Source organism: Pseudomonas sp. P2S-1, assembly GCF_057197725.1.
In genome coordinates, this window is the sequence record NZ_CM170068.1 from 1,919,444 (window position 1) to 1,936,737 (window position 17,294).

At 62.9% G+C, this 17,294-nt stretch carries 16 protein-coding genes and 1 tRNA gene; 14 read left to right on the forward strand and 3 right to left on the reverse strand.

Translation table 11 applies throughout. The features are described from left to right. Positions 1–21: 21 nt before the first annotated feature. Both AC2CQI_RS08430 and AC2CQI_RS08435 read left to right on the forward strand, forming a co-directional pair. Complete coding sequence (locus tag AC2CQI_RS08430) at positions 22–1,107, forward strand: polyamine ABC transporter substrate-binding protein (RefSeq protein WP_484579871.1); 1,086 nt, start codon at positions 22–24, stop codon at positions 1,105–1,107. A 14-nt stretch (positions 1,108–1,121) separates the two neighbouring features. Beyond that, on the forward strand, positions 1,122–2,417 hold the full coding sequence (locus AC2CQI_RS08435) for an NAD(P)/FAD-dependent oxidoreductase (RefSeq protein ID WP_075803438.1): 1,296 nt from the start codon (positions 1,122–1,124) through the stop codon (positions 2,415–2,417). Between the two features lie 130 nt (positions 2,418–2,547). On the opposite strand, the gene AC2CQI_RS08440 is transcribed toward AC2CQI_RS08435, so the two are convergent. Continuing rightward, positions 2,548–3,417, reverse strand: a complete 870-nt coding sequence (locus AC2CQI_RS08440; protein ID WP_484579872.1) for a helix-turn-helix domain-containing protein — start codon at positions 3,415–3,417, stop codon at positions 2,548–2,550. Positions 3,418–3,636: 219 nt separating this feature from the next. On the opposite strand from AC2CQI_RS08440, the gene AC2CQI_RS08445 reads away from it, so the two are divergent. Genes AC2CQI_RS08445 through AC2CQI_RS08455 form a run of 3 tightly spaced genes read left to right on the forward strand, consistent with a single transcriptional unit; the run spans position 3,637 to position 6,789 of the window. Further along, entirely contained in the window at positions 3,637–4,365 is a 729-nt protein-coding gene (locus AC2CQI_RS08445) for a TorF family putative porin (RefSeq protein ID WP_075803440.1), read from the forward strand. Positions 4,366–4,380: 15 nt separating this feature from the next. Then, positions 4,381–6,222, forward strand: coding sequence for a CocE/NonD family hydrolase (locus AC2CQI_RS08450; RefSeq protein ID WP_075803441.1), 1,842 nt, complete (start codon positions 4,381–4,383; stop codon positions 6,220–6,222). Between the two features lie 12 nt (positions 6,223–6,234). Continuing rightward, positions 6,235–6,789 carry a DUF3237 domain-containing protein gene (locus tag AC2CQI_RS08455; protein ID WP_075803442.1) on the forward strand — a complete coding sequence of 185 codons (555 nt, stop codon included), beginning with the start codon at positions 6,235–6,237 and terminating at the stop codon, positions 6,787–6,789. 71 nt (positions 6,790–6,860) lie between these two features. On the opposite strand, the gene AC2CQI_RS08460 is transcribed toward AC2CQI_RS08455, so the two are convergent. After that, positions 6,861–7,751 carry a LysR substrate-binding domain-containing protein gene (locus AC2CQI_RS08460; protein ID WP_075803443.1) on the reverse strand — a complete coding sequence of 297 codons (891 nt, stop codon included), beginning with the start codon at positions 7,749–7,751 and terminating at the stop codon, positions 6,861–6,863. Between the two features lie 134 nt (positions 7,752–7,885). Between AC2CQI_RS08460 and AC2CQI_RS08465 the strand changes: the two genes are divergently transcribed. The 4 genes from AC2CQI_RS08465 to AC2CQI_RS08480 all read left to right on the forward strand — a co-directional run bounded on the left by AC2CQI_RS08465 (position 7,886) and on the right by AC2CQI_RS08480 (position 11,934). After that, positions 7,886–8,518: a glutathione S-transferase family protein gene (locus tag AC2CQI_RS08465; RefSeq protein WP_484579873.1), complete on the forward strand. Its 633-nt coding sequence runs from the start codon at positions 7,886–7,888 to the stop codon at positions 8,516–8,518. A 19-nt stretch (positions 8,519–8,537) separates the two neighbouring features. Next, positions 8,538–9,575, forward strand: a complete 1,038-nt coding sequence (locus AC2CQI_RS08470; RefSeq protein ID WP_484579874.1) for an LLM class oxidoreductase — start codon at positions 8,538–8,540, stop codon at positions 9,573–9,575. A 280-nt stretch (positions 9,576–9,855) separates the two neighbouring features. Next, positions 9,856–9,930: transfer RNA gene (locus AC2CQI_RS08475), tRNA-Gln, on the forward strand. A 303-nt stretch (positions 9,931–10,233) separates the two neighbouring features. Beyond that, entirely contained in the window at positions 10,234–11,934 is a 1,701-nt protein-coding gene (locus tag AC2CQI_RS08480; RefSeq protein ID WP_484579875.1) for an amidase, read from the forward strand. 112 nt (positions 11,935–12,046) lie between these two features. On the opposite strand, the gene AC2CQI_RS08485 is transcribed toward AC2CQI_RS08480, so the two are convergent. Continuing rightward, complete coding sequence (locus AC2CQI_RS08485) at positions 12,047–12,301, reverse strand: hypothetical protein (protein WP_075803448.1); 255 nt, start codon at positions 12,299–12,301, stop codon at positions 12,047–12,049. 291 nt (positions 12,302–12,592) lie between these two features. On the opposite strand from AC2CQI_RS08485, the gene AC2CQI_RS08490 reads away from it, so the two are divergent. The 5 genes from AC2CQI_RS08490 to AC2CQI_RS08510 all read left to right on the forward strand — a co-directional run bounded on the left by AC2CQI_RS08490 (position 12,593) and on the right by AC2CQI_RS08510 (position 17,288). Beyond that, positions 12,593–12,775 carry a PAAR domain-containing protein gene (locus tag AC2CQI_RS08490; RefSeq protein WP_484579876.1) on the forward strand — a complete coding sequence of 61 codons (183 nt, stop codon included), beginning with the start codon at positions 12,593–12,595 and terminating at the stop codon, positions 12,773–12,775. 8 nt (positions 12,776–12,783) lie between these two features. Then, entirely contained in the window at positions 12,784–13,305 is a 522-nt protein-coding gene (locus AC2CQI_RS08495) for a DUF6402 family protein (RefSeq protein ID WP_484579877.1), read from the forward strand. Further along, positions 13,302–13,724 carry a hypothetical protein gene (locus AC2CQI_RS08500; RefSeq protein ID WP_484579878.1) on the forward strand — a complete coding sequence of 141 codons (423 nt, stop codon included), beginning with the start codon at positions 13,302–13,304 and terminating at the stop codon, positions 13,722–13,724. The genes AC2CQI_RS08495 and AC2CQI_RS08500 overlap by 4 nt, the downstream gene beginning before the upstream one ends. A 664-nt stretch (positions 13,725–14,388) precedes the next feature. After that, positions 14,389–15,894 carry an amino acid permease gene (locus tag AC2CQI_RS08505; RefSeq protein ID WP_484579879.1) on the forward strand — a complete coding sequence of 502 codons (1,506 nt, stop codon included), beginning with the start codon at positions 14,389–14,391 and terminating at the stop codon, positions 15,892–15,894. Positions 15,895–16,190: 296 nt separating this feature from the next. Continuing rightward, a complete protein-coding gene (locus AC2CQI_RS08510; RefSeq protein ID WP_075803453.1) occupies positions 16,191–17,288 on the forward strand; it encodes a carboxynorspermidine decarboxylase in 1,098 nt (365 codons plus the stop codon). Positions 17,289–17,294 lie beyond the last annotated feature (6 nt).

Below are 17,294 nucleotides of genomic sequence, written 5' to 3' on the forward strand. Positions count from 1 at the left end.
AAAAACGGATCAGGAGTCGCCATGAAGCTGTTGCAACGTCTTGCCCCTCTCGCCCTGCTCGCCGCGCCGCTGCTGGCCAGCGCGCAGCCCAGTGTCAGCATCTACAACTGGACCGACTACATCGCCCCGGACACCCTCGCCGGCTTCGAGGGTGCCACCGGGATCAAGCCGGTGTACGACGTCTTCGATTCCAACGAGACCCTGGAAGGCAAGCTGCTGGCGGGCAAGACCGGCTACGACATCGTCGTGCCGTCCAACCACTTCCTGACCCGCCAGGTGGACGCCGGGGTGTTCCTCGAACTGGACCGCAGCAAGCTGCCGAACTGGAAGCACATGGACCCGGCGCTGCTCAGGCTGCTCGAACAGAACGACCCCGGCAACCGCCACTCGGTGCCCTACCTGTGGGGCACCAATGGCATCGGCTACAACGTCGACAAGGTCAAGGAAGTGCTCGGTGTCGACCATATCGACTCCTGGGCCACCCTGTACGAGCCGGAGAACCTGAAGAAGCTGCAGAAGTGCGGCGTGGCCTTCATGGACTCTGCCGACGAGCTGATCCCGTCGATCCTCAACTACCTGGGCCTGGACCCCAACAGCAGCAACGCGGCCGACTACGCCAAGGCGGAAAAGCGCCTGCTGGAACTGCGCCCCTACGTCACCTACTTCCACTCCTCCAAGTACATCTCGGACCTGGCCAACGGTGATATCTGCGTGGCGTTCGGCTTCTCCGGCGATGTGCTGCAGGCGGCCAACCGCGCCCGCGAGGCCGGCAACGGGGTGAAGATCGCCTACAGCATTCCCAAGGAAGGCAGCAACCTGTGGTTCGACCTGATCGCGATTCCCGCCGACGCGAAGAACCCCGACCAGGCCCTGGCCTTCATCAACTACGTGATGGAGCCGAAGGTGATCGCCGGAATCAGCGACTATGTGGGTTACCCTAACGCCAATGCCGACTCCAGGCCGTTCATCGACCCCGAGACCCTGAACAATCCCGAGGTCTATCCGCCCCAGGCGGTGCTGGACAAGCTGTATATCTCAAAGGCCCCGTCGCCGAAGATCATGCGCCTGATGACCCGCAGCTGGAGCAAGGTCAAGTTCAACCAATGAGTCGAGATCCCTTGATGATGCAAAGCGCTGAGCATGCGGCGTCCTACTACGCCGCCACCGCCCGCGACAGCCAGCCCTACCCTGCGCTGGACGGCGAGATCCAGGCCGATGTGTGCGTGATCGGTGGCGGCCTGACCGGGGTCAACACCGCCCTGGAGCTGGCCTTGCGCGGGCACTCGGTGGTGCTGCTGGAGGCCCGGCGCATCGGCTGGGGCGCCAGCGGGCGCAATGGCGGGCAGCTGATTCGTGGCATCGGCCACGATGTCAGTGGCTTCGCCAAATATGTCGGCGAAGAAGGCGTGCGCTATCTGGAGCGGGCCGGGGTGGATTCGGTGACCCTGGTCGCCGAACGCATCGACGAGTTCGCTATCGACTGCGATCTGCGCTGGGGCTTCTGCGAACTGGCCAATACCCCGGCGCAGTTCGCGGCGATGGGTGAAGAGTACGAGTCACTGGCGAGTTCGGGGTATCCGCACCCGATCGAACTGGTGGAGCCGAAGCGCATGCACCAGGTGGTCGCCAGCGACTGCTATGCCGGCGGGCTGATCGACATGGGCTCGGGGCATCTGCATCCGCTGGACCTGGTCACCGGCGAAGCCCGGGCGGCCAGCCGGCTGGGGGTGAAGATCTTCGAGCAGAGCCCGGTCGTACGGATCGAGCATGGAAACCAGGTGGTGGTGCACTGCGCCCATGGTCGGGTGCGGGCGGACAGCCTGGTGCTGGGCTGCAATGCCCATCTCGATGAGCTGGAGCCGAAGCTGAGTGGCAAGGTGCTGCCGGCGGGGAGCTATGTGATCGTTACCGAGCCATTGTCCGAGGCCGTGGCGTCCAGCCTGATTCCGCTGAACCTGGCGCTGTGCGACCAGAAGGTCGGCCTGGACTACTACCGGCTCACGGCGGACCGGCGCTTGCTGTTCGGCGGCGCCTGTCACTATTCCGGGACCGACCCCAAGGATATCGGCGCCTATATGCGGCCGAAGATGCTCAAGGTCTTCCCGCAGTTGGCAGATGTGCGCATCGACTATCAGTGGGGCGGGATGATCGGCATCACCGCCAACCGCTTCCCGCAGGTCGGGCGGCTGGCGCAGCATCCGAACGTGTTCTTTGCCCAGGGGTATTCGGGGCATGGACTGAATGTCACGCACTGGAGCGCGAAGCTGCTGGCGGAGGCTATTTCGCTCGGGCAGAGCAAGGGGCTGGATGTGTTCGGCGCGGTGCCGCACCTGACCTTCCCCGGGGGCAAGCTGTTGCGCTCGCCGCTGCTGGCGCTGGGGATGTTGTGGTATCGGGTGAAGGAGATGGTTGGCTGATTGATGTGGTGTATTTGATGGCCTCATCGCTGGCAAGCCAGCTCCCACAGTGTCCGCGGCGCCGCTGAACCCTGTGGGAGCTGGCTTGCCAGCGATGAGGCCCTGAAAGCCGGCACAAGGCCCCAAGCCCTCACCCCCGCTTCAGCGTCTCCTTCGGATATTCCCCGAACAACCCATGGTACGACTGGGAAAACCGCCCCAGGTGCCAGAACGACCAGCGCATCGCCACCTCGGCCACGGTCACCTGCCCCGGGTCCGACGCCAGCAGGTCCCTCCTCACCGCATTCAGGCGCCGGTTACGCAGCCACACCGTCGGCGGCATATCGGCATAGCGCAGGAACGATTGCTGCAGATGCCGCACCGAGACCCCCGCCGCATCCGCCAGGTCCTGCACGCCGAAGCTGTCCTGCGGGCAGTCGTTGACCACTTCCTTGACCCGCTCCACCACCCGGCGCATATGGCATTCCGCCCGCCCGCGCCCACCCACGTCCATGGCCTCGTCGAGCAACTGGAAGCAACCATCGGCGATCTGCCGGGCAAACCCCGGCGCATCCACATCCACCTCTCCGCGCACCGCTTCGGCGAGCACGCCACTGAGTGAACTGGCGAAGGCATTGCAGCCACTGGAGCGCAGCGGCTGCAGGACCAGCCGGCGAAACTCCGCCGCCGAACGCTGCCAGGTCGCCGGCTGCTTCAACACCACCGCCACTTCGCGGTAATTCTCAGGGGTGACCCAGGCATTGCGGGTCTGGCCGTCGAGCAGGTAGAGGGCGTTGTCGCTCATGTCGAAGCTGAACACCAGGGCGTCGGCCGGGGCATGGAACTCCTGCTCGACCCGCAGGTTCATGCGCTCCTCGTACAACTCGACGCCCGCCGTCTCGGCATGCACCAGACGCCCCTGGAAGCGCCCGGCGGACATCTGCGTGTACTGCTCCTGCCAGCCCGGCAGGGCGACGCGGTGCTCGTTCACCTCCTGCGCCTCCAGCACCCTGATCGTCATAGCCCACATCCCATATTGTTAAATTTATTAATCATCAGGTTAGTTCCGGACGGCTTTCGTGCGCAAGACGGATAGAGACCATAGGGCGCAAAGCCATAAATTAAGCCTGTTCACGACACAAAACCGAGTCACGAACAGGCTTCACCCAAAAAAAATAAGTAAGACCAATAACCAGTTAGTGCACATCTGCCATCAAGAATAATAAACGGAGCGGAGCACATGAAAGCAACCACCAGGCGCCTCGGCGCGCTTCTGGCCCTGGGTCTGACACTGCCGGTCCAGGCCATCGAACTGAATGACGACTTCACCCTCGACGTACTGGTCGCGGCGATGAGCGATTACCGCACCGGCGGTGTCTCCCAGACCCTCAACCGCCCGGCCCTGCAACTCGACCTGAGCCTGCGGCACTCCAGCGGGCTGCTGCTCGGGGTGTTCACCTCCAACGTCGACTTCGACAGTGATACCCGTCGCGAATACGACTATTACGCCGGCATCGAGCACAGCTTCAACGAGGACATCGCCGCCTCGCTGATCTACTACGAGTACGACTACCCCAAGGACAGCGCCTTCAACTACGGCGAATGGATCGGCGTGCTCAGTGCCTGGAACGCCACCTTCGGCATGAAATACACCAAGGAAGTGAAGCCCTACGGCGATGACCGCAGCGTGCTCTGGGCCGGCTACCGCTTCGAGCTGCCCTGGGAAACCTCGCTGGACCTGCGCTACGGCTACTCCGACGCCAAGGACCCGGTCTACGTCAGCCACGACGGCAGCACCCGCAGCACCTACCACGACTGGGAAGTGGGCCTGAACAGGACCCTGCTGGATATCGACTGGCGCCTGGCCTATGTAGATACCGACCTGTCCAGGGCCGAATGCCAGTCCACCCAGGGCGTCGACGATATCTGCTCGGCGACCGTGATGCTCTCCGCTTCGAAGCTCTTCTGACCCAAGGAAACCGCCATGATCTTCCGTACCACGGCGCTGGCCGCCGCCCTGCTGTTCTGTGCCTGCGCGCACGCTGCCCAGGACATCCCCGGGCAGGACGTCAGCGACATTCCCGCCCGCCAGTGGCAGCCCTTCTGGGCCAAGCGCGAGACCGGCTACATCAAGACCGCCGACGGCACCGAACTGCGCTACTCCGCCCTGCTCCCGGCGACTTCGGGCAAGTTCCCGGTGCTGGTGCGCTACAGCGGCTACGACTCCGGCAGCATCGGCGGCAGCGCCTACCTGGCGGACGACGAGACCTTCTCGGTCGATCTCGACAAGCAACTGGTCGCCCTCGGCTATGCGGTAGTCGGCGTGCAGGCCCGGGGCAGCGGTTGCTCCCAGGGCACCTTCGACTTCCTCGGCCCGGCCTACGGCACCGATGGCCGCGATGCCGTGGAGTTCGTGGCGAAACAGGCCTGGTCCAATGGCAAGGTCGGCATGTTCGGCTGGTCCTGGTCGGGCATGTCGCAACTGATGACCGCCTCGGAGCGCCCCGCCAGCCTCAAGGCCATTGCGCCGGGCATGGTCCTCGGCGATGCCCGGGGCGACAGCTGGGCACCGGGCGGCGTGCCGGCGCCGGAATTCGTGACCGGCTGGCACTGGTACCTGGCCCAGCGCTGGGCAGCGGTCAAGGCCAGCGCGCAGAGCGAGAACGACAGCCGCTGCCTGGCCCAGCTGGCACGCAACGAGGCGGAGATCGGCAAGCATGCCCTGACCTACCAGTTGATCCGCCATCCGCTGCGGGACGAATGGACCGAACAGCGCAACATCCGCTCACGCACCCACCGCATCCAGGTCCCGGTGCTGTCCTTCGAGGCCTGGCAGGACGAAGCGGTGATGGCCCGCGAAGGCTATTACCACGAGACGCTCAAGCCCGAGCAACTGTGGACCGTGCAAACCAACGGCCCCCACGATATCTACGAAGCGACCCGTTTCCGCGACAAGCTGGTGGCTTTCTTCGACCACTTCGTCAAGGGCGAGGGCAACGGCTTCGACAAGACCGCGCACGTGGAAATCTGGCAGGAAACCACCAGCCCGAAACGCGACACGCCCCATGACCTGAACGAAACCGCGACCCCGGGCTGGGTCATCGAACGGCCGCGCCTGCCCCTGGACATCACCCCGCTGCGCTTCGCCCTGGCCGGCGACGGCAAGCTGCTGGAGAACGGCCAGCCCAGCGGCGAGCCGGACGAGTACACCTACCCGGTAGCCGGCCCGGACGTGAACACCTACGAGGAAGACAACGCCTGGGGCGCACAGAAGCCCGGCTGGAAGGACGGCAGCCTGGCCTACACCAGCGCGCCGTTGCAGCGCGATGTGCTCGGCTACGGCACGGCCAGCGCCGACCTCTGGCTGTCGACGCCGATGGGCCCGGACATGGACGTGCAGGTGACCCTGACCCAGTTGCTGCCTGACGGCCAGGAAGTCTTCGTGCAGCGCGGCTGGCTGCGCATGTCGTCACGCAAGCTCGACGACCACAAGTCCACCGCCCTGCGCCCATGGCGCCTGGATACCCCGGACGCGGTCGAACCGATGCTGCCGGACACGCCGACCCTGGGCCGGGTGGAAATCCCGCCGTTCTCCCACCCGTTCCGTGCCGGTTCGCGCATCCGTATCTGGATCGATGCGCCGGGTCGCACCGGCGGCTACGGCTTCGACACCTTCGCCCTGCCCGCCCGGCCCAAGCTGCTGCACGACGCCGAACACCCGTCAGCGCTGGTGCTTGGCGAACTCAAGGGCGTCGCCATTCCCAAGGCCCAGCCGGCCTGCGACAGCCTGCTCAAGCAACCCTGCCGTCCCGACCCACTCAAATAAGGAAGCGCACTCATGAAAACAACCACGCACACCCTGCTGGTCACCGCCCTCGGCCTGCTCGTCGGCGTCGTCCAGGCCGGCGAACTCAAGGACAGCAAGCCGGACCGGGTCAAGACCGAGCTGGTCATGCAGATCAACGTCAAGCTCGGCGCCGACGAGGACATGGGCAAAGGTGCCGAAGGCCACCGGATCAACTACCCGATCATCGGCGGGCACTTCGTTGCGAGCGGGTTCAAGGGCGAGGTGATTCCCGGCGGCGCCGACATGTCGGTGGAGCGTAATGACGGGGTGACGAAGATCGATGCGCTCTATCGCCTCAAGACCGAAGACGGCCAGGTGATCATCATCCACAACTACGGGCTCTGGCGGCCGACCGCTGCGGGCCTTGCGAAACAGGCCAAGGGCGAGGAGCTGACCCAGGCCGACTTCTACTGCCGCACCGTGCCGAGCTTCAGCACCCCAGCGGGCAAGTACGACTGGCTGGAGGACTACACCTACGTCGGGACCATCGACGACGTGAATGACAAGGAGGTGCTGATCGGGGTTTACCGGGTGGACGGTGTGTAACGGCAGCGCAGCATAGGGGTGTCCACTCGTTTGCCCCCGCGATGTCAGGTCGCGGGGGCTTTTTTTGTGCGTCACTGAACGTCGGCTGCCTCGTCGCGTATCCAGGCCATGAACGCCTCCACCTCAGGGCGCCGCGCCCCTTCCGCCAGGGTGACCAGGTAATAGGCAAACCGTGCCGGCCATGGCTTGTCCAGCACCTGCACCAGGCGTCCTGCAGCGATTTCCTCCGCCGCATATTGCTCGGGCACCAGCGCCAGCCCCTGCCCGGCCACGGCGGCGCGAATCAGCAGGTAATCGTCATCGAAGGCCGTCCCTCGTTCGGCTCGCGGGTCCTGGGCGACACCATGGGCGCCCAGCCACAACACCCAATCGGCGCGATCGGCGTCCTGCAGCAAAGGCCACTCCAGGCAATCCGCCGGTTCGACCAGGCCGGTCCGTGAAGCGAACAGCGTCGGGCTCGCCACCGGCAGCAGCACCGGAGCCATCAGTGGCTCGCAGGACAACCCCGGATAGTCGCCCAGTCCGTGGCGAATGGCGATATCCACCCGCTCCTGACGCAGGTCCACCAGTGCCCCCGAGGCCTCGACCCGCACCTCGATATGCCCGTGCCGCTCGGTGAAGCGGCCCAGTCGCGGAACCAGCCAGGAGGCGGCGAACGAGGGCACGGTACTGACCGTGACGGTCGGGCGCAGGCGGTCCGCTTCCAGCGTATGCAGGGCGCTCTCGATCTGTTCGAAGGCGGCCAGCAGTTGCGGCCAGACCTTCTGCCCGGCCTCGGTCAGGTGCATGCCATTGCGCCCGCGATTGAACAGCGGCACGCCGAGCCGCTCTTCCAGTTGGCGGATCTGCTGGCTGACCGCACCCGGGGTCACGCCGAGGGACTCGGCGGCGTGCTTGACGCTGCCGAAGCGCCCGACCTGGGTAAAGGCGCGCAGGGCCAGCAACGGAAGAATGCTGTTCATGGTTTAGTTTTTCTAAATTCAGGCTTCATGATTCATCGTTTTCCAGCATTGGCTTCATCAGGGAACATTGCCACAACGGAGTGCCTGGCAGTTTAGGCCAGCTCACTCCTCAAGCGAAACCGCCCCGAACAAGGATGCCGCCAATGCTTCACCTGTATACCGACAGCTCGCCCAACGGTTTCAAGATCACCATCGCCCTGGAGGAGCTCGGGCTGCCTTATCAGCTGCACCACGTCCGCATCGATAACGACGAACACCGCACGGCGGAATTCCTCGCGCTGAACCCGTACGGACGCATCCCGGTACTGCGCGATGACCAGCGCGATATCACGCTCTTCGAATCGGCCGCCATCCTGCTGTACCTCGCCGACCTCAGCGGGCAATTGCTGCCCGACACTGCGCGGGAGCGCTGGGAGGCGATCACCTGGCTGCAGTTCCATGCCGCCAGCGTCGGCCCGCTGCTCGGCCAGCGCGTGCACTTCGAGCTGTTTGCCGAGACGCCCCTGCCCGCCGCCATCGAGCGCTACCGGGCGCTGACCGAGGCGGCTTTCAGCGTGCTCGACCAGCGCCTGGCTACCCGCACCTGGTTGGCGGGAGAGCACTACTCCATCGCCGATATCGCGCATTTCGGCTGGAGCCATATCGCCCGGCTGGTGGGCTTCGACTTCAGCCATCACCGTCATCTCGATGCCTGGCACCAACGGGTCGCCGCCCGTCCGGCGGTGCAGCGCGGCATTGTCATTCCCGCAACGGCTACGGGTGCCTGAGGCACAAGGAAGGTCACTTATGAACGACGCGTTTGTTACTCCGCGCCTGACCGGCGCACCAATGGCCAGGTTCCACGGCCATCCCGGCTACCGGCGCATGTTCGCCCCCGAGCGCCTGACGCTTGGTCTGTTCCTGCCCCTGCGCTTTTACCAAGGGCGCATGGAGGTGCTGGCGGGCCAGGCCGACCTGGCCAGCACGATCGACCGGCTTGGTTTCGCCGCCGTATGGGTCCGTGACGTACCTTTATACGATCCATCCTTCGGCGATGCGGGCCAGGTCTTCGATCCGTTCACCTACCTGGCCTTTCTTGCCGCGCGCACGCAGAACGTGGCGCTGGCGACCGGGAGTGCCATCTTTACCCTGCGCCACCCCATTGACCTGGCCAAGGCGGCGGCCAGCATCGACCGACTGTCTGGCGGGCGCCTGGTGATGGGGATTGCGTCCGGCGACCGGCCAATCGAGTTTCCTGCCTACGGTATCGATCGTGCGCAGCGGGGGGAACGCTTCGCCGAAGCGGTGAGGTGCTTCCGTCAACTGCTCGGCCCTGGTCCGTTGACGCTGGACTCGCCGCTCGGTCGCTTCACGGGGGCACAGTTGCTGCCCGATCCGGCGACGGGAGGCATCCCGCTGATCGTCACCGGCTCGTCCGGCCAATCGCTGGAATGGATCGCCGAACATGCCGACGGCTGGCTCACCTACCCGGATGCGACCCACAACGAACGCGGGCCGCAACACCTGGCGGAAAAGATCCGTGCCTGGCGCGAGCTGATCCGCGACGGCGGCTTCCGCCCGCACATGACCAACGAATGGCTGGACCTGGTTGATGATCCGGACTACCCGCGCACGCCCGTTCAGGGCGGCTACATACTGCGCACGGGTCGCAAAGGGCTGATCGATCTGCTGGAGCGCTGGCAGGCAGCGGGCGTCAATCATGCCGCGCTAGGGATCCAGCACTCGCAAAGGCCGCCCGCCGAGGTCATCCAGGAACTGGCTGAAGAAGTGCTGCCGCACTTCCCTTCGCTGCCAGGACCACCTGCGTTGCCAAGCGATTGGTAGCGCTGAGTTCCAGTGCGCCGCGGACCTTGTGGGAGCGGGTTTACCCGCGATTGCGATGGTGGATTCACTACTGCAATCGCGGGTAAACCCGCTCCCACAGGGTCCGCGGCGATCAAACCTGCGTTCTCTATCCAACTAAGTCGCTGTTTAAAAACGCTTTTCTTTGCAAAAAACACTTCCCAGGCGTAACAAATCTTGTTAAATTGCCGCCCATCCCGCGACGGACACACAGTGACCAGCAGCGGGATCTGCATCAGGACAAGCTTTTGTCCGTCGCAACAGGGGCGTCGCCAAGCGGTAAGGCAGCAGGTTTTGATCCTGCCATGCGTTGGTTCGAATCCAGCCGCCCCTGCCATTTTTTCTTCTATTCTCTCCCTCCTCTCCTGATTCCGGTGCTCAAGCACACGGCGATCGACTGTTCATATTTTTCTACACACTCAACGGATACAGTGCGGCCTATCGGCTAAATCACTGGGTTTGCATCGCGCCCCATTCCCTTGTTGATCGCCAAGTGTTAAAAATATCACCCGCTTTAGGCCTAGCCGTTGTGTAAAACCACACAACGGGGTATCCAACGAGAAAACAATTTGAAAAGCGTGATGTCCCTGCGTGAGGGAATCCCCTTCCCTGTTACCTGTCAGCCACCGGAGCAAGCTGCATGATCGAGGTCACCGAAGTTTCCATTGCCCAACTGCGTGCCGCGCTCGAGTCCGGCCAGACCACGGCGGTCGAGCTGGTCAAGGCCTACCTTGCCCGGATCGATGCCTACGATGGCGCAGACACGCCGACCGCATTGAACGCGGTGGTGGTGCGCAACCCCGAGGCCTTGAAAGAAGCTGAAGCTTCGGATGCCCGTCGCGCCCGCGGTGAAACCCTCGGCCCGCTGGACGGCATTCCCTACACCGCCAAGGACAGCTACCTGGTCAAGGGCCTGACCGCCGCCTCCGGCAGCCCGGCCTTCGCCAATCTGGTGGCCTACCGTGACGCCTTCACCATCGAGCGCCTGCGCGCTGCCGGGGCGATCTGCCTGGGCAAGACCAACATGCCGCCGATGGCCAACGGCGGGATGCAGCGCGGTGTCTATGGCCGTGCGGAAAGCCCGTACAACGCCGCCTTCCTGACCGCGCCATTCGCCTCCGGCTCGTCCAACGGTGCCGGTACCGCCACCGCCGCCAGCTTCTCCGCCTTCGGCCTGGCCGAGGAAACCTGGTCCAGCGGTCGTGGCCCGGCGTCGAACAACGGCCTGTGCGCCTACACCCCGTCCCGCGGGGTGATCTCGGTACGCGGCAACTGGCCGCTGACTCCGACCATGGATGTGGTGGTGCCCTACGCGCGGACCATGGCCGACCTGCTGGAAGTGCTGGATGTGGTGGTCGCCGAGGACACCGACACCCGCGGCGACCTGTGGCGCCTGCAACCCTGGGTACCGATCCCGAGCGTGGCCTCGGTGCGCCCGGCCTCCTATGCCGAACTGGCCGTGGGCGCCAGCGACCTGGCCGGCAAGCGCCTCGGCGTGCCGCGCATGTATATCAATGCCGACGAAGCCGCCGGTACCTCCGAAGCGCCGGGTATCGGCGGCCCGACCGGCCAGCGCATCAATACCCGCGCTTCGGTGATCGACCTGTGGAAACAGGCCCGCCAGGCGCTTGAAGCGGCCGGTGCCGAAGTGATCGAGGTGGACTTCCCGCTGGTATCCAACTGCGAGGGTGATCGACCGGGCGCGCCGACCGTGTTCAATCGCGGCATCGTCTCCAAGGAATTCCTCCACCACGAACTCTGGGACCTGACGGCCTGGGCCTTCGATGACTTCCTGCAGGCCAATGGCGATCCGAAGCTGAACCGCCTGGTCGATGTGGATGGGCCGAAGATCTTCCCGCACGACCCGGGCACCCTGCCCAACCGCGAAGGCGACCTGGCAGCGGGCATGGACGAGTACGTGAAGATGGCCGGACGCGGCATCACCCCGTGGAACGAGATCCCCACCGTGCCGGACGGCCTGCGCGGCCTGGAAGCGACCCGCAAGCTGGACCTGGAAGACTGGATGGACGCGCAAGGGCTGGACGCCGTGTTGTTCCCGACCGTGGCCGATGTCGGCCCGGCAGATGCGGATGTCAACCCGGCATCGGCGGATATCGCCTGGAGCAACGGCATCTGGGTGGCCAACGGTAACCTGGCGATCCGTCACCTGGGCGTGCCGACCGTCACCGTGCCGATGGGCGTGATGGCCGATATCGGCATGCCGGTGGGCCTGACCTTTGCCGGCAAGGCTTATGACGATTCGAACCTGCTGAAGCTGGGGGCGGCGTTCGAGGCTACCGGCAACCGCCGGATGATTCCGCCGCGTACGCCTAAGCTCTAAAGCCCAACACGGACCCTGTGGGAGCGGGTTCACCCGCGATTGCGGTGGTGAACTCACTACCCTAATCGCGGGTGAACCCGCTCCCACAGAGTACGCGTCGCGCTCTGGATCTTTACTCCACCCCCTCCAACCGCTTCGCCGCCTCCACCCCCGCACTGGTCAGCTTGATCGGGAACTCGACACTCGGTTCATGCTCCTCCACCTTGACCGGGTGGCCCTGGATGAGCTTGCGTTCCTGCAAGGTCTTGAGCATCCCGGCCACGGCTTTCTCGCCGCGGTAGTTGTCGAGAATCTCCTTGCCCAGCCCCTCCGGATGCGCGTGCAGCAGGCGGGTCAGGACTTCGCGTTCCAGTTCATCGTTGCTCATGACTACCTCTCTCGATGCGATGGTCGTTGTGCCTGTGACCATCGCCCGTGCGAGGAGATTCAACTGGATCGGCCACTGTGCACTCCGCACCCAGCGCCAGCACTCTGGAGATATCAGGAAAATAAGGCGCATTCCTCTATATCACTCAGATCCGTCCTACATACCCCACCAAGCATCCTCCCCATTCTCAGGCAGTCGGCCTGCATGCCTTCAGAAATCTGACAGCGCAGCGCAGGCCATTACCGGTACTCGGGTACGACCCGATTACCCCGCCAAGAGGAAAACAACGCGATGGTTGGCTATTTCATTCGCCTCGGCGACAAGACCAGCTGTGGAGGTGTCGTCACCGGCTCCGACAAGCTGATGACGATGATGGGCATCAAACATTCCCGCGAGGGTGACAGCGTCACCTGTGGCGTCACTGGCTTGACCTACCAGATCGAGGGAGGTGTGTCCTTTGTCAAAAGCGACTGAAAGAGTTATTGGAAAAGGCCGGATGGCACAAAGGCAGTGTCGTGACACTGGGGTCTTCCAGATTTTCAGCACGAGAAATGGATGCAACATCTCAAGTTAACTTTATCGCTCTCGGAAGCTCGGAAGATCCCCTTGACGACATGTACGGCGCTCTGGGAGTCGCCACATTGAAGATTGGGGTAATTGGAAAGACCCTCGCTAAAGAAAATCCAAAAACACAAAGACCACACAGTTACTCTCAGGTGGAGCGTATCGGCTTTTACATCCGCGACCATTATGATTTCAACGGCACTCAATTCTTGGGAATATGGACAGGCGATCGAGTTCTAACCAAGAAAGAAATGATGCGAGCCAGCGTACCAAGCGGACAATCCATCTACAAATGGGCCAATGATGAATTCGCCCTTGTCACGAATAATGACTTCAGAAGCTACAGAAACAAAACCGGGATGGGCGGCGATTACGTGCTCTACTCTGAGATTCTCTGGAGAGACTCCAATTTAACCATTGACTTGGGGGAGATAACTTGAAAAACCCTTGGAGGGTGGCAGCCATTTTTGGCGTTGCGATTTCCGCACTGTGGTTTTCTTTCGAGTGGTGGGAGAAAGGCCTCGCTTCGCCAATCGACGACGCCGAAAATAGTCCCAATGGCTGCTCTCGCATTCAGACCTTCAAGCCATTTTGGCTGCTGCCCGATATATTCCATCGTGAACTAGCGCCCCATGAGGCAGCGAAACCAAGATGGTTTCACTTTTGGGAGGTCCCGGGTTTCTATCGTCTATACGACAACTACAATAATCAGTTGATTGGTGAAACTGTAATTTATGACCTCGCATTCTCTGGAGGAAGGCTGAGTTGGGATCGAGCCGGAGGCGTATGGGTAGGCATGACCTACGTCGGCCCAAGCATCCGAGATTGTACTGGCCGTCAACAAACACTGCCGGAATAACTTCACCATAACGCTCCAAGCCGGCTGTAAAGGCCGGCTTGGAGTTAAAATTTAAATACACCATCCGGACCATATTGCTTGCGAGACATCAGCCACCTCAAGCCCAAGACCACCCAGTGGGTTAAGTGCACTCTGTTGGCCAGCACAATAATAGTTGGAGCCTGGCTTGCTTCTAAATCGTGGGAAAAAGGCCTCGCGACTGAAGTTGCATACGCCGAGTCGAGCCCTGACGGATGCATGAGCATCCGAAGTTTCAGGCCATTCTGGATTCTTCCAGACATTTTTTATCCAAAGTCCGATCCCAACGAGGACATTTCGCCTCGGTGGTTTACCGGTTGGGGACTGCCAGGATTCTATCGACTGTACGATAACCATAGCGGCGAACTGATAGGAGAAAGTGAGATATACGACCTTGAGTTCTCAAGTGACCGTATCAGTTGGAACAGGTCAGGAGCGGTTTACTCCGGGATGATTTACATAGGCCCAAGCATCCGAGACTGCATCAGCGCCACACCTGAGACAAACCACAGTCGATAACCCCAGCAAAGCCGGCTGCACCTACGCAGCCGGCTTTACTTTCATCACCTCCAACCCTCCCCACTGGCACAATCGCCCCTCACCGTCTTCACTCATCGACTCCCGCCCCAACACCAAGGAAGGTTCGATGAGCTCCCCCACCGATGGAAAACTCAGCGTCGGCGCCCTGACCGCCCTGGTCGTGGGCTCGATGATCGGCGCCGGGATCTTCTCCCTGCCCGCCACCTTCGGCCGCGCCAGCGGTGGTTTCGGGGCGATCATCGCCTGGTTGATCGCCGGCTCCGGGATGCTGATGCTGGCCTTCGTGTTCCAGACCCTGGCCCAGCGCAAGCCGGACCTGGACTCGGGGATCTACGCCTACGCCCGCGCCGGTTTCGGCAATTATCTGGGCTTCGCCTCGGCCTTCGGCTTCTGGGCCGGGACCTGCATCGGCAACGTGTCCTACTTCATCCTGATCAAATCGACCCTGGGCGCGTTCTTTCCGGTGTTCGGCGACGGCAATACAGTGATCGCCATCGGCGTGTCCTCGCTGCTGCTGTGGGGCTTTCACCTGCTGGTGCTGCGGGGCGTCCAGGAGGCCGCGGTGATCAATACCATCGCCACGGTGGCGAAGATGATCCCGATCCTGGTGTTCATCATCCTCGTGGCCGTGGCCTTCGACCGTGAGCTGTTCGTGCTGAACTTCTGGGGGACCCACGCGGCGATCACCCCCGATCCGGACCTGGCCCACCTGGACGACTACGGGCGCATCGGCCATGCCGCGGCCGAGCTGGTGATGGCGCCACAGGAGTCGCTGTTCGAGCAGGTGCGCAGCACCATGCTGGTGACGGTGTTCGTGTTCCTCGGGATCGAGGGCGCCAGTGTGTATTCCCGTTATGCGCGCAATCCCAGGGATGTCGGCGTGGCCACGGTGCTGGGCTTCGTCGGGGTGCTGTGCCTGCTGATCCTGATCACCCTGCTCAGCTACGGCGTGCTGCTGCGTCCGGAGCTGGCGGCGCTGCGCCAGCCATCCATGGCCGGGGTGCTGGAGATGATCGTCGGACGCTGGGGAGCGATCTTCATCAGTATCGGCCTGATCATTTCGGTGCTGGGTGCCTTCCTCTCCTGGACCCTGCTGGCCTGCGAGGTGCTGCATGCCGCCGCCCACGACAAGGCCATGCCGGCGCTGCTGACCCGGGAGAACGCCCATGGCGTGCCCAGCGCCGCGCTGTGGCTGACCACGCTGTTCGTGCAGTTGTTCCTGGTCCTGACCTTCTTCACCGAGGCAGCGTTTACCCTGGCCCTGGAGCTGACCAGTTCGCTGACCTTGATCCCCTACCTGCTGGTGGCAGCCTATGCGGTGAAACTGGCGCGCAGTGGCGATACCTACGAAAACGGCGCCGGACGCGGACGGGACCTGCTGATCGCCCTGCTGGCCACGGCCTATGCCGTGCTGATGGTGCTGGCGGGCGGGCTGAAGTACCTGCTCCTATCGGCATTGATCTACGGGCCGGGAACGCTGCTGTATCTCAAGGCCCGGCACGAACAGGGCGTGGCGGCCTTCAGCGGCGCGGAGAAGCTGGTATTTGCCGTGGTAGTGCTGGGTGCGCTGGTGGCGCTGGCCGGTCTGGTGGGCGGGTGGATCGTGCTGTGAGCCGACTGCTGACAATGAGCCACAAGGACGTGGCTTAACCCAATATTCATCCACCTCGCTTGCGCCTTTCACACAATCGCGGGCTAGATAGCACAGACCCCGATGACCTTCCCGACGGTCACCCCACCCTCCTCCTACCTCGCGTAACATTTTGCAACCCGTTAACCGGCAAAACGCCACCGCCGTGCGCGTCCCAGCCATTGACACCGCCAAAAGCGCATCCCGCCCTTTCGATATGTATCGAGTACGGGCACAATGCGGCTCTTTTTTTGGCTGGCCTACCCGGAGCCTTATAAGTGATCCAGACCCCGTACTACCTCATCGACAAAACCAAGCTGCTGAGCAACCTGGAAAAGATCGCCTACGTGCGCGAGAACTCCGGGGCCAAGGCCTTGCTGGCACTCAAGTGCTTCGCCACCTGGTCGGTGTTTGACCTGATGCAGCAGTACATGGACGGCACCACTTCGTCCTCGCTCTACGAGCTCAAGCTCGGTCGCCAGAAGTTCGAGGGCGAGACCCACGCCTACAGCGTGGCCTGGGCCGACGACGAGATCGAAGAGATGCTCGCCAACTGCGACAAGATCATCTTCAACTCCATCGGCCAGCTGCAGCGCTTCGCCGAGGCGTCCGAGGGCAAGGTCCGCGGTCTGCGGGTCAACCCGCAGGTGAGCAGCTCCGACTACCTGCTGGCCGACCCGGCCCGCCCGTTCAGCCGCCTCGGCGAGTGGGACCCGGTCAAGGTCGAAGCGGTGATCGAGCAGATCTCCGGCTTCATGTTCCACAACAACTGCGAGAACGGCGATTTCGCGCTGTTCGACAAGATGCTCGGGACCATCGAGGAACGCTTCGGCCACCTGCTGCACAAGGTCGAATGGGTCAGCCTCGGCGGCGGCATCCACTTCACCGGCGAAGGCTATGCCCTGGATGCGTTCTGCGCACGCCTGAAGTCGTTCTCCGAAACCTATGGCGTGCAGGTCTACCTGGAGCCGGGCGAAGCGGCGATCACCAACAGCGCCTCGCTGGAAGTGACCGTGCTCGACACCCTGTTCAACGGCAAGCACCTGGCCGTGGTCGACAGCTCGATCGAAGCGCACATGCTCGACCTGCTGATCTACCGTCTCAACGCCAAGATGGCCCCCAACGATGGCGAGCACACCTACATGGTCTGCGGCAAATCGTGCCTGGCCGGCGACATCTTCGGCGAGTACCAATTCGATCGTCCGCTGACCATCGGCGATCGGCTGTCGTTCATCGACGCAGCGGGCTACACCATGGTCAAGAAAAACTGGTTCAACGGCCTGAAAATGCCGTCCATCGTAGTGAAACAACTCGACGGTAGCGTCGAGGTGGTTCGTGAGTTCGGTTTCGAAGACTACCTGTCCAGCCTTTCCTGAGCTGGC